This is a genomic window from Bradyrhizobium sp. LM2.9, from assembly GCF_054056555.1.
Genome location: NZ_JBSRYJ010000002.1, coordinates 5,894,952 through 5,906,553 on the forward strand (window position 1 = coordinate 5,894,952; position 11,602 = coordinate 5,906,553).

General features: G+C 64.7%; 13 protein-coding genes. All 13 read left to right on the top strand.

Going from position 1 to position 11,602, the window contains the following annotated elements:
• Window positions 1-42 precede the first annotated feature (42 nt).
• The 13 genes from trpS (at window position 43) to ACVWW3_RS30485 (ending at window position 11,548) form a co-directional block, all read left to right on the top strand.
• Window positions 43-1,095, top strand: a complete 1,053-nt coding sequence (gene trpS, locus ACVWW3_RS30425; RefSeq protein WP_456647708.1) for a tryptophan--tRNA ligase — start codon at window positions 43-45, stop codon at window positions 1,093-1,095.
• Between the two features lie 108 nt (window positions 1,096-1,203).
• The gene (locus ACVWW3_RS30430) at window positions 1,204-1,698 is read left to right on the top strand and encodes a universal stress protein (RefSeq protein WP_456647707.1); all 495 of its coding nucleotides are present in this window, start codon (window positions 1,204-1,206) and stop codon (window positions 1,696-1,698) included.
• A gap of 172 nt (window positions 1,699-1,870) precedes the next feature.
• Window positions 1,871-2,440 carry a NifU family protein gene (locus tag ACVWW3_RS30435; RefSeq protein ID WP_456647706.1) on the top strand — a complete coding sequence of 190 codons (570 nt, stop codon included), beginning with the start codon at window positions 1,871-1,873 and terminating at the stop codon, window positions 2,438-2,440.
• Between the two features lie 168 nt (window positions 2,441-2,608).
• Window positions 2,609-3,304, top strand: a complete 696-nt coding sequence (tsaB, locus tag ACVWW3_RS30440; RefSeq protein ID WP_456647705.1) for a tRNA (adenosine(37)-N6)-threonylcarbamoyltransferase complex dimerization subunit type 1 TsaB — start codon at window positions 2,609-2,611, stop codon at window positions 3,302-3,304.
• Window positions 3,301-3,786, top strand: coding sequence for a ribosomal protein S18-alanine N-acetyltransferase (gene rimI, locus ACVWW3_RS30445; RefSeq protein ID WP_247352871.1), 486 nt, complete (start codon window positions 3,301-3,303; stop codon window positions 3,784-3,786). The genes tsaB and rimI overlap by 4 nt, the downstream gene beginning before the upstream one ends.
• Before the next feature lie 39 nt (window positions 3,787-3,825).
• The gene (locus ACVWW3_RS30450) at window positions 3,826-4,281 is read left to right on the top strand and encodes a Fur family transcriptional regulator (RefSeq protein ID WP_247352869.1); all 456 of its coding nucleotides are present in this window, start codon (window positions 3,826-3,828) and stop codon (window positions 4,279-4,281) included.
• The gene (locus ACVWW3_RS30455) at window positions 4,282-4,962 is read left to right on the top strand and encodes an HAD family hydrolase (protein ID WP_354048960.1); all 681 of its coding nucleotides are present in this window, start codon (window positions 4,282-4,284) and stop codon (window positions 4,960-4,962) included. It abuts the gene before it with no gap.
• Between the two features lie 190 nt (window positions 4,963-5,152).
• Complete coding sequence (gene miaB / locus ACVWW3_RS30460; protein ID WP_456647704.1) at window positions 5,153-6,547, top strand: tRNA (N6-isopentenyl adenosine(37)-C2)-methylthiotransferase MiaB; 1,395 nt, start codon at window positions 5,153-5,155, stop codon at window positions 6,545-6,547.
• 4 nt (window positions 6,548-6,551) lie between these two features.
• Window positions 6,552-7,613, top strand: a complete 1,062-nt coding sequence (locus tag ACVWW3_RS30465) for a PhoH family protein (RefSeq protein ID WP_247352864.1) — start codon at window positions 6,552-6,554, stop codon at window positions 7,611-7,613.
• Window positions 7,614-7,675: 62 nt separating this feature from the next.
• A complete protein-coding gene (gene ybeY / locus ACVWW3_RS30470; RefSeq protein ID WP_354048956.1) occupies window positions 7,676-8,185 on the top strand; it encodes an rRNA maturation RNase YbeY in 510 nt (169 codons plus the stop codon).
• Between the two features lies 1 nt (window position 8,186).
• A complete protein-coding gene (locus tag ACVWW3_RS30475) occupies window positions 8,187-9,305 on the top strand; it encodes a hemolysin family protein (protein ID WP_456647703.1) in 1,119 nt (372 codons plus the stop codon).
• Window positions 9,302-10,915 carry an apolipoprotein N-acyltransferase gene (gene lnt / locus ACVWW3_RS30480; protein ID WP_354105967.1) on the top strand — a complete coding sequence of 538 codons (1,614 nt, stop codon included), beginning with the start codon at window positions 9,302-9,304 and terminating at the stop codon, window positions 10,913-10,915. The genes ACVWW3_RS30475 and lnt overlap by 4 nt, the downstream gene beginning before the upstream one ends.
• A gap of 219 nt (window positions 10,916-11,134) precedes the next feature.
• The gene (locus tag ACVWW3_RS30485) at window positions 11,135-11,548 is read left to right on the top strand and encodes a helix-turn-helix domain-containing protein (protein WP_007603895.1); all 414 of its coding nucleotides are present in this window, start codon (window positions 11,135-11,137) and stop codon (window positions 11,546-11,548) included.
• Window positions 11,549-11,602 lie beyond the last annotated feature (54 nt).

Genomic DNA, 11,602 nt, shown 5'->3' on the forward strand with positions numbered 1-11,602 from the left:
ACGGCCAATGACCTTCAGGAAGGCTTGCCAGGAAGACTAACCATGCCATTCGTTGAACGGGTTTTTTCGGGCGTCCAGCCGACGGGCAATCTGCACCTCGGCAATTATCTCGGCGCGATCGTCAACTTCGTGAAGATGCAGGAAACCCACAACTGCATCTATTGCGTCGTCGACATGCACGCGATCACGCAGGGCGTGGACGTCTGGGGTGGACCGGTCGAGCTCGCGCGCAACACCCGCGAGGTGACCGCGGCGTTCATCGCCAGCGGTATCGATCCGAGCAAGCACATCGTGTTCAACCAGAGCCAGGTCTCGGGCCATGCCGAGCTCGCCTGGATCTTCAACTGCGTCGCGCGCATGGGCTGGCTGGGCCGCATGACCCAGTTCAAGGAAAAAGCCGGCAAGGATCGCGAGAATGCGTCCGTCGGGCTGTTCGACTATCCCGTGCTGATGGCGGCCGACATTCTGCTCTACCGCGCCACCCATGTTCCGGTCGGCGAGGACCAGAAGCAGCATCTCGAACTGTCGCGCGACATCGCTCAAAAATTCAACAACGACTTCGCCGACTCGATCCGCAGCCAGGGCGCCAATGACGGCCTGTTCTTCCCGCTGCCGGAACCCTTGATCACGGGTCCGGCGACGCGCGTGATGAGCTTGCGCGACGGCACCAAGAAGATGTCGAAGTCGGACGCGTCCGATAATTCGCGCATCAATTTGACCGACGACGCCGACACCATCGCGCAGAAGGTGCGCAAGGCCAAGACCGACCCGGAGCCGCTGCCGACCGAGGAGAAGGGACTGGAAGCGCGCCCCGAGGCCGACAATCTCGTCGGTATCTTCGCCGCCCTCTCCGGCCGTTCCAAGGCCGAGGTGCTCAGGGATTTCGGCGGCGGTCAGTTCTCCAGCTTCAAGAACGCGCTGGTGGATTTGTGCGTCACGAAACTCGCGCCGATCGCCGGCGAGATGAAGCGCCTCGTCGCCGACCCCGCCCATATCGAGGCGATCCTGAACGACGGCGCCGACCGGGCGCGCGCGATCGCCGATGAGACCATGAAGCTCTCGAAGGACATCGTCGGCTTCATCCGCCGGCCTTGATTCCCGCATTCAGGAAACGCGGCCGACGCCACGGCGCCGGCCGCTTCTCCTCTCCCCAAGCGGGACGGAGTGTGGCAGCATGTCGACCGTGCACATTCCGGGACATGCATGACCAGCAAGCGACTTTGCTTCCAGCCGGGTCACAAGCCCAAATGCCTCGTCATCGTCGACGACACCGCCGAGTGGGATCGCGCGGTTTATTATGCCAGCCGCTGGGCGATCCGCGCCGGCGGCGGCGTGGTGATGCTGCGCATCATCGAGCCCGACCAGCAGAGCCAGGAATGGCTGGGGGTCGCCGACATCATGCGCGCCGAAGCGCATGAGGCGGCGGAAGCCGCGCTCGACCGTGCCGCCGGCCGCGCCAACGGCATCGCCGCAATCACGCCGGAACGGGTGATCCGCGAAGGCGCCGCGATGGAGCAGCTGATGGCGGTGATCGACGAGGACCCCGACATCGCCATGCTGGTGCTCGCCGCGAACCCGGGCGCGGAGGGACCGGGGCCGTTGGTCGCGCTGCTCGCGCACGCGCTGGGCACGTTCCCGGTGCCGGTGACGGTCATTTCGGGCGCGCTGAGCGACCAAAGCGTGGATTCGCTGTCGTAGGCTGCTGCTCTTCACCTCGCATCGCTTGCCTTGGGAGGGAGAAGCGGGCGCCCTAACCCGCTGATATAACAGGTAAACGGCCAGCTCACCCCTTGACCGTGCGTTCGCCGTCGCCATCTGCTAGTGGATAGAGCACGCGCCGGCCTTGAACCGGCGACGTCTGGAGAAAACCATGTTCATTCAAACCGAAGCCACCCCCAATCCCGCCACGCTGAAGTTCATTCCCGGCCGCGTCGTGGTCGACGGCGGTCCGATGGAATTTGCGAACCGCGAAGCGGCCGCACGCTCGCCGCTCGCCGAAAAGCTGTTCGACGTGCCCGGCGTCACAGGTGTGTTCTATGGATCGGACTTCATCACCGTGACCAAGGCGAACGGTGAATGGCAGCAGCTCAAGCCCGCGATCCTCGGCGCCATCATGGAGCACTACATGTCCGGCGCGCCGCTGCTCGCCGACGGTGCGGCCGCGAACAATGTCGATATCGATGGCGAGGACGAATTCTTCGACGAGGCCGATGCCGAGACGGTCGACGTGATCAAGGATCTGATCGAGACCCGCGTGCGGCCGGCGGTCGCCAATGACGGCGGCGACATCACTTTCCGCGGCTTCAAGGACGGTATCGTCTATCTCAACATGAAGGGCTCCTGCGCCGGCTGCCCGTCATCGACCGCGACGCTCCAGCACGGCATCCAGAACCTGCTCAAGCATTTCGTGCCCGACGTGGTCGAAGTCCGGCCGATGTAGGCGAGATGGTGGGCACGGCGCAAGTGCGCCTTTGCCCACCCTGCGAGGTCTGACCGGGCACGCGGCATTCACGTTCTTGGAGCGCAAAGGCGTGGATGGCCGGGACAAGCCCGGCCACGACGGCAAGAACATCGGGCATCATGCGATTGCCAATGCTATGGTCGCCTTATGCTGATCCTTGCCATCGATACCGCGCTGGAAGCGTGCGCGGCCGCCGTGCTCGACACCGACGCCGGCCAGCTCCTTGCGCAGGAGCAGCTTCTGATGAAGCGCGGCCACGCCGAAGCGCTGATGCCGATGATCGCGCGCGTGATGCTATCAGCCAATCTCGCCTTCACCTCGCTCGATCGCATCGCGGTCACCATGGGCCCCGGAAGTTTCACCGGGCTGCGCGTCGGCATCTCGGCGGCCCGCGGCCTCGCGCTTGCGGCGAAGCGTCCCGCCGTAGGCCTGACTACCTTGTCGGCCTATGCCGCCACCGTGGTCGGCCAGAGCGGAACGGCGCCGGTGATCTCGGCGATCGATGCCCGGCACGATCACGTCTACTTCCAGATCGTGGCCGGCGACGGCAGCCAGCTGGTACGGCCGGGCGTCGCGTCCGTCGACGAGGTGATCGCGACCTCGCAATTCGGCGCACCGCATCTGGTCGGCAATGCCGCAAAGATCCTCGCGGAGCGCTGGCCGAAAGATATCCCGCAGCCGGTCGCGGTCGACGCGCAGCCCGCGCCTGACATCGGCTGGGTCGCGTGGCTTGGCGCCGCGGCCGATCCCGAGACAAATCCGGCGCGGCCGTTCTATCTGCGCGCGCCCGATGCAAAGCCGGCCGCACACCTGCCGTTTGCAGCACAAGCTGCAAGCTCATGATGAGATGGTTGTCGGAATGGTGGCGCGGCGGCACGGCCGTTGTCGAGCCGGCTGTCGCGCGCGACGTCGCACGGCTCGCGCAGCTTCACGGCGCCTCCTTCGCGCGCGGCTGGGGCGAAGGCGAGTTCGAGAGCATGCTCAGTGAGCGCAACACGCTGGTGCACCGGTTGCGCCTCGGCCGCAGCACGATCGGCTTTGCGGTGTCGCGGATCGGCGCGGACGAAGCGGAAATCCTCTCGATCGCGGTCGACCAGGCCCATCGCGGCCGCGGTCTCTCCCGCACGCTGCTGATGACCCATCTCGGCCACCTGGCCGGACGTGGCGTGCGCACGATATTTCTCGAGGTCGAGGAAAATAACCAGCCGGCGCGGCGGCTCTATGACCGAACCGGATTCATGGTGGTCGGACGCCGCGAACGCTACTATAAGCAGCCGAACGGGGAACAATTGAACGCACTTCTGATGCGACGTGACTTGTCGTAACATTGGTGGCAGAAAGCGCCCCGCTAGGCAGACAAATCTATGACCGCACTGAAACCTTCTTCCGAATCAAAGGCGTCCGGCATCGAGGCGCGCTGTGCCGCAACGGGCATGCGCATGACCGAGCAGCGCCGTGTCATCGCCCGCGTGCTCGCGGAGGCGGTCGATCATCCCGACGTCGAGGAATTATACCGTCGCTGTGTCGCGGTCGACGACAAGATCTCGATCTCGACCGTGTATCGCACCGTCAAATTGTTCGAGGATGCGGGCATCATCGAGCGCCATGATTTCCGCGAAGGCCGCGCGCGCTACGAGCAGATGCGCGACAGCCATCACGACCACCTCATCAACCTGCGCGACGGCAAGGTGATCGAGTTCACCTCCGAGGAAATCGAGAAGCTCCAGGCGGAGATCGCCCGCAAGCTCGGTTACAAGCTGGTCGATCATCGGCTCGAACTCTATTGCGTCCCGCTCGACGACGACAAACCCACAAGTTAAGTGCCGATCGATCTCGTCATCTTCGATTGCGACGGCGTGCTCGTGGACAGCGAGGTGATCTCCTGTCGCGCGCATGCGGATGTGCTGTCCAGGCACGGTTATCCAATTACCTCGGATCAGGTATTCGAGCGCTTTCTCGGCCGCTCGACGCGGCAAGCCAATCTCGAGATCGAGACCGAGCTCGGCCGCAAGCTGCCCGAAGCCTATCACGGCGACCTGCAGGACGAGCTGTTCCGCGCGTTCGAAGCCGACCTTGAGGCGATCCGCGGCATTCGCGACGTGCTTGACGTCATCAACCAGCGCGTCTGCGTCGCCTCGAGCGGCTCGCATCAGCGCATGCGCGTGAGCCTGGGAAGCACGGGCCTCCACGAGCGCCTCGCGCCAAATATCTTCTCGGCTTCCCAGGTGAAGAACGGCAAGCCGGCACCGGACCTGTTCCTGTTCGCAGCGAACGAGATGGGCGTGCCGCCCGAGCGCTGCGTCGTGATCGAGGACAGCCTGGCCGGAATTGCCGGCGCGCGGGCGGCCGGGATGACGGTGTTCGGCTTTCACGGCGGGAGCCATTGCCGCGAGGGCCATGCCGAAACATTGCATCGGGCCGGCGCCGACCTGCTCTTTGCCGACATGCATCAGCTGCCGGAGCTGATCCGGCGGGTCGCGGCGGACGCCTTGACGGGTTGATTTCGGCCATCTGGCGTCAGTCCCGAGGGACGCGTCCAGCGCGTGAACCGGGAATCCGGAGGTTTTAGGTGGAGATTCGGGGCTTGCTTGGCTTGCGGCGCCCCGAAATGCCTTTGATGGACCCATTCGCTGGATTTTCGCCGCTCCAGCCTATATTTGAGGGCTGTCCTCCACCTCAACTCCGGGTTCCATGACGCCGCCGCGCAAGCTGCACATCAAATCATATGGCTGCCAGATGAACGTCTACGATGCCCAGCGCATGGTGGACACGCTGGCCCCGGAAGGATTCGTGGAGACGGCCAGCGCTGATGACGCCGACCTCGTCATCCTCAACACCTGCCATATCCGCGAGAAGGCCTCGGAGAAGGTCTATTCGGAGCTCGGCCGGCTGCGCGTCGCCAAGGACGAGGCTGCGCGCGCGGGCCGCACCATGCAGATCGCGGTCGCGGGCTGCGTGGCGCAGGCCGAGGGCGAGGAGATCGTGCGCCGTGCACCCACGGTCGACGTCGTGGTCGGCCCGCAGAGCTATCATCATTTGCCGCAGCTGTTGAAGCGCGCCGGCAATGAAGGCCGTGCGATCGAGACCGAATTTCCGGCCGCGAACAAGTTCGGCTTCCTTGCCCAGCCCAAGCCCGACGCGATCCGCGCCCGCGGCATTTCCGCCTTCGTCACGGTCCAGGAAGGCTGCGACAAGTTCTGCACCTTCTGCGTCGTGCCGTACACGCGAGGTTCGGAAGTCTCGCGGCCGGTGGCAAAGATCGTCGACGACGTGAAGCGGCTCGCCGACAACGGCGTGCGCGAGCTCACGCTGATCGGCCAGAACGTCAACGCCTATCATGGCGAGGGGCCGGACGGAAAAAGCTGGCCGCTCGGCAGACTGCTGGAGCACCTCGCGGCGCTGCCGGGCGTCGCGCGGCTGCGCTATTCGACCAGCCATCCCCGCGATGTCGATGACAGTTTGATTGCAGCCCATCGCGATCTCGGCGAGCTGATGCCGTTCGTGCACCTGCCGGTCCAGTCGGGCTCGGACCGGATTTTGGCGGCCATGAACCGGAAACATACCGCCGATGATTATCGGCGTGTTGTCGACCGTTTCCGGTCCGCGCGCCAAGACATTGCTTTTTCATCGGATTTTATCGTCGGCTTCCCCGGCGAGAGCGAGCAAGATTTTCTCGCGACACTCGCGCTTGTCGCGCAAATCGGCTACGCTGCGGCATATTCGTTCAAATACTCCGCCCGGCCGGGAACGCCGGCCGCGGACATGCAGGAGACGGTGTCCCCAGCCGAGATGGACCAGCGATTGGAGCGGCTCCAGGAACTGATCGACAGCCAGCAATCGGCCTTCAACAAGGCTGCGATTGGCTCAACGGTCGACGTGCTGTTCGAACGCCCGGCCCGCAAGGACGGCCAGATCGTCGGCCGCACCGCGTTCCTCCAGCCCGCGCACGTGATGGCCTCGCCCGACATCATCGGACAAATCCTGCCGGTCCGGATCGACAGTCTCGAACGCTACAGCTTTCTCGGCGAGCTCGTGACGCCGCGCAACGCGCGCGAGCCCGCTTTATCGCAAGCCAGTGGAGCCTGAACCCTTGCCCAAAAGCGCATCGGATTCGTCTTCTTCTATCGCTCCCAGCCGCAAATTTGACCGCGACATGCAGGTTCCACCCGAGACCCAGGTCGTCATCGATTTCGACGACAATCGCGCCGCATCCGCGCTGGTCGGCCCCTACGGCCAGCATCTGGCGCAAATCGAGCGGCGGCTCGGCGTCGTCGTCGATTCCAAGGGCAACCACATCACCATCGGCGGCTCACGCGACGGCTGCGATGCCGCGCGCCGCGTGCTGGAGACACTCTACGCACAGGCCGTGAAGGGACAGGATCTCGACCAGGGCGAGGTCGAGGGCGCGATCCGCGCCGTGATCGCACAGGGTTCGCTGTTCGAGTTCGACGCCAAGTCGGCCAAATCCACCTTCGACAGCATCAATTTGCGCAAGCGCCCGGTGCGCGCGCGCACGGCGGCACAGGATTCCTACATTCGCGCGCTGAAGCGCCACGAGCTGGTGTTCGGCATCGGACCCGCAGGCACCGGCAAGACCTGGCTCGCGGTCGCGCATGCCGCGCAACTGTTCGAGCGCAAGGAAGTCGACAAGATCATCCTGTCACGCCCGGCGGTGGAAGCCGGCGAGCGGCTCGGCTTCTTGCCCGGCGATCTCCGCGAGAAGGTCGATCCTTATCTGCGCCCGATCTACGATGCGCTCTACGACCTCATGGATGCGCGCATCGTCGAGCGCGCGCTGCAGACCGGCGAAATCGAGATCGCGCCGCTCGCCTTCATGCGCGGCCGCACGCTGACCAACGCGGCCATCATCCTGGACGAGGCGCAGAACACCACGTCGATGCAGATGAAGATGTTTTTGACGCGTCTCGGCGAGAACAGCCGCATGATCGTGACAGGCGATCCCTCGCAGATCGATCTGCCGAACGGCCAGACCTCGGGCCTCGCCGAGGCGACGCGCTTGCTGAGCGGCGTCGAAGGCATTGCGCAAGTTCATTTCAAGGCCGAGGACGTGATCCGCCACGAGCTCGTGGCGCGGATCGTTTCTGCCTACGAAGGCTTGCCGCAACGGCCGGCCGCCGGCAACAAATCCTGACGGGACAACAGCCGGACCATAGCGGGCACAGACACGGCGCCCCTTCGTTCCGAACAAAGACAATGTCACACCCCAACCTTCCCAATACCGAGGTCCTCGTCGTCGCCGATTGCTGGCAGAGCGAGCCCGATTCCGAAGCCGTGATCCAGCGCGCCGTGGCGGCCGCCGCCGAGAATGTCGACGAAGACGTTGCGGAGGCGGAAGTGGCGGTGATGCTGACCGATGATGTTGGCATCCGCACGCTGAACAGCAACTGGCGCGGCATCGACAAGCCGACCAACGTGCTGTCGTTTCCCGCGCTTCAGCCGGAAGGCGAATGGAAACCGGGCGATGCGCCGCGCATGCTCGGCGACATCGCAATCGCCTACGAGACCATGCGGCGTGAGGCGGACGAGGAACAGAAACCGTTCGATCATCATTTGAGCCATCTCGCCGTGCATGGCTTCCTGCACCTGGTCGGCTACGACCACGAAAACGAGGACGACGCGGAAGAAATGGAAGCGCTGGAGCGGGAGATCCTGGCTCATCTCGGCATTCCCGACCCCTACGCAGACCGCCCGGGGACGCATTGAGATGCCGGATTCCGACCCAATTCACGACAATCCGCGCAACACGGCCAATTTGCCGGCCGTGGTGACATCAGGCGAGGTGATGCGCCCGAGCGCAGAGGGCTGGCTGCTGCGCGCCATCCGGACCTTGTTCGGCTGGAAGGCGGGTTCGGTGCGCGACGACCTTCAGGTCGTGCTCGACGCCACGACGCCCGACGACACCGGCTTCTCGACCGTCGAGCGCACCATGCTGCGCAACATCCTCGGCCTGCACGAGCGCCGCATCGCCGACGTCATGGTGCATCGCGCCGACATCATCGCGGTGAAGCGCGACATCCCGCTCGGCGAGTTGATGGACCGCTTCGAGAGCGCCGGCCATTCGCGCCTCGTGGTCTACAACGAGACGCTCGACGATCCCGTCGGCATCGTCCACATCCGCGATTTACTCGCCTTCATGACCGCGCGCGCGCGCGTGTCGGGGGTCACCAAAACCAAGCGCAAGAAACCGCTGCCGGCCGGGCTCGATCTGCGTACGGTCGATCTCGCGCTGCCGCTCGAAGAAGCGCGCATCATCCGCAAGCTGCTCTACGTGCCGCCGTCGATGCGGGCGATCGACCTGCTCGCGCAGATGCAGGCCACCCGCATCCATCTGGCGCTGGTGGTCGACGAATATGGCGGCAGCGACGGGCTGGTCTCGCTCGAGGACATCGTCGAGCAGATCGTCGGCGAGATCGACGACGAGCATGACAGCGACGAGCCGCCCTCGATCGTGCGGCTGCCCGACAACGCCTTCATCGCCGATGCCCGCGCCAGCCTCGACGACGTCCGCACCGTGATCGGCCAGGACTTCGTCACCGGGGAGGCCGGCGAGGAAGTGGAGACGCTGGGCGGCTATCTCGTCAGCTTCGTCGGGCGCCTGCCGGTGCGCGGCGAGGTGATCTCGGGCCCCGGCCATTACGAGATCGAGGTGCTCGATGCCGACCCGCGCCGCGTCAAGCGATTGCGGATTTCGACGCGGAAGGAGCGTCCCGCGCCGCGGACCCAGCGCGAGAGCCGGCGCCGCGAGACTGCGCCGGATGGCAGCCAGCCGACGGCCAGCGACACGCCCACCCCGCCGCCAAGCGACGGGACCGGTCCGCAGTGAGCCCGTTCCAGCGACTTCGCCAGATCGCGCTTGCCATTATCCTCACCTGGGGATGGAAGCGCGCGCTCGTCGCGATGGCGGCCGGGGCGCTCTCGGTGCTGGCGCTGGCGCCGTTCAACGCCTTCCCGGTGCTGTTCATCACGTTCCCGGTGCTGGTCTGGCTGATCGACGGCGCCGGCGCCGGACGATATGGCGGCGTCCCCGCCGCCGCGCTGACCGGCTATTGGTTCGGACTGGGCTATTTCGTCCCCGGCCTTTATTGGATCGGCTACGCCTTCTTCGTCGACGCCGATGTGTTCGCCTGGCTGACCCCGTTCGCCGTGCTGGGCCTGCCGGCCTATCTTTCCATCTTCACGGCGATGGGCTTTGCGCTCGCCCGCCTGCTCTGGACCAAGAACGCCACGCGCGTGCTTGCGCTTGCGGCAAGCCTCACCATCACCGAATGGCTACGCGGTCACGCGCTGACCGGCTTTCCCTGGAACGCGTTCGGCTACGCGCTGTCCGAGCCGCTGCCGCTGGCACAAACGGCCTCGCTGATCGGCCTGTGGGGCATGACGTTCCTGGCGGTTGCGATCTTCGCGAGCCCAGCAACGCTGATCGACCGCACGCCCGATCGCCGCCTGGCGTGGCGCGTGCCGGCCGCGGCCGTGGTGCTCCTGCTTGTCATGAGCATCTTCGGCGCGATTCGCCTGTCGGTGTATCCGACCACGATGGTCGCGGGCATCAAGCTGCGCCTGATGCAGCCGGATCTCCAGCAAGACGCGAAATTCAACTACGCCGCCAAGGCGGAGGTGATGAAGAAATATCTGGCCTTGTCGGATCGCGCCTCCGGACCGCAATCGACCGGCGTACGCGATGCCACCATCCTGATCTGGCCGGAATCTGCGTTTCCGTTCTTCCTGACCCGCGAAGCCGATGCGATGGCGCAAATTGCCGAGCTTCTGCCCAGGGGCACGGTACTGATCACGGGCTCGGTCCGCGCGCCCGACCTGCCGCGAGGCACGCCGATCACCCGCGCCTATAATTCGATCTACGTGATCGACCACGACGCCAGCGTGCTCGCGGTGTACGACAAGCTGCATCTGGTGCCGTTCGGCGAATTTCTTCCGTACCAAGGTCTGATGGAGAAGCTCGGTTTTGAGCAACTCACGCGTGTGCGCGGCGGCTTCATTCCAGGCACCGTGCGCCATGCGCTGCCGGTCCCCGGCGCGCCGCCCGCGCTGCCGCTGATCTGCTACGAAGCAATCTTTCCCGGCGAGGTGGCTGGACGCAATGAGCGTCCGGGCTGGATCGTGAATCTCACCAATGACGGCTGGTTCGGTATCTCGACCGGCCCCTATCAACACCTGGAGCAGGCGCGGATGCGCGCGATCGAGCTCGGATTGCCGCTGGTCCGCTCCGCGAATACCGGCGTCTCCGCGGTCGTCGATCCGGTGGGACGCACCGTCGCCAGTCTCGGTCTCGGAATCGAAGGCATATTGGACGCAAACCTGCCCGCCGCGATCCCGCCGACGGTCTATGCGCGGGTGGGCGATATGCCCGCGGCCATGCTCGTCGCGCTGGCCATATTTCTGGCGGTCCGCCGACGTGTTGCCAAACGGCACCCTTGATCACGCCGTCGCGGCCGATGCGGCCGGAAACTTTTGACAACCGTAGTCCCACGGTTGACAGACTGCACGCGGCCTCCTCATTCTGCACCATCTGCAAAAGACAGTGGGCATTGCTAAATTTCTCCGCAATGTTTCTCAATAACAGGGTTTGATTTTGACGTTGCTGACACCTGAGGCATTCCTGATTGCGCCGAAGGTGATGTTTGGAGGGCTGAGGAAATGTCGAAAGCGCCCAACCCTGTTGACAAATATGTCGGCAGTCGCGTGCGGATGCGCCGCATCATGTTGGGCATGAGCCAGGAAAAGCTCGGTGAAGCTTTGGGGCTGACTTTCCAGCAGGTCCAGAAATACGAGAAGGGCACCAACCGGGTCGGCGCGAGCCGCATCCAGCAAATTGCCGAGATTCTCCAGGTGCCGGTGTCGTTCCTGTTCGAGGGCGGTCCGAGCGGCGTGCCGGGTCCGGATGGCTTCAGCGAAGGCGCATCGCCGTCTTACGTCTCGGACTTCCTCGCGACTTCCGAAGGACTCGCTTTGACCAAGGCGTTCACCCGAATCACCGATTCGAAGATGCGCCGCTCGATCGTCGATCTCGTCGAGCAGATCGCGGCTCGCGAAGGCCCTGACAAGCGCTGACGCGCCGTCTCAATCGGATTTGAGACTGCGTCAAATCTGGCCTATGTCGTCATT

What these genes read in the sequence shown, in the direction of transcription:
- ACVWW3_RS30430 (WP_456647707.1), top strand. Translation starts at nt 1,204, where the DNA reads ATGACCAGCAAGCGACTTTGCTTCCAGCCGGGTCACAAGCCCAAATGC.
- ACVWW3_RS30475 (WP_456647703.1), top strand. Translation starts at nt 8,187, where the DNA reads ATGCCGGATTCCGACCCAATTCACGACAATCCGCGCAACACGGCCAAT.
- ACVWW3_RS30435 (WP_456647706.1), top strand. Translation starts at nt 1,871, where the DNA reads ATGTTCATTCAAACCGAAGCCACCCCCAATCCCGCCACGCTGAAGTTC.
- miaB (WP_456647704.1), top strand. Translation starts at nt 5,153, where the DNA reads ATGACGCCGCCGCGCAAGCTGCACATCAAATCATATGGCTGCCAGATG.
- ACVWW3_RS30485 (WP_007603895.1), top strand. Translation starts at nt 11,135, where the DNA reads ATGTCGAAAGCGCCCAACCCTGTTGACAAATATGTCGGCAGTCGCGTG.
- rimI (WP_247352871.1), top strand. Translation starts at nt 3,301, where the DNA reads ATGATGAGATGGTTGTCGGAATGGTGGCGCGGCGGCACGGCCGTTGTC.
- ACVWW3_RS30450 (WP_247352869.1), top strand. Translation starts at nt 3,826, where the DNA reads ATGACCGCACTGAAACCTTCTTCCGAATCAAAGGCGTCCGGCATCGAG.
- tsaB (WP_456647705.1), top strand. Translation starts at nt 2,609, where the DNA reads ATGCTGATCCTTGCCATCGATACCGCGCTGGAAGCGTGCGCGGCCGCC.
- trpS (WP_456647708.1), top strand. Translation starts at nt 43, where the DNA reads ATGCCATTCGTTGAACGGGTTTTTTCGGGCGTCCAGCCGACGGGCAAT.
- ybeY (WP_354048956.1), top strand. Translation starts at nt 7,676, where the DNA reads ATGTCACACCCCAACCTTCCCAATACCGAGGTCCTCGTCGTCGCCGAT.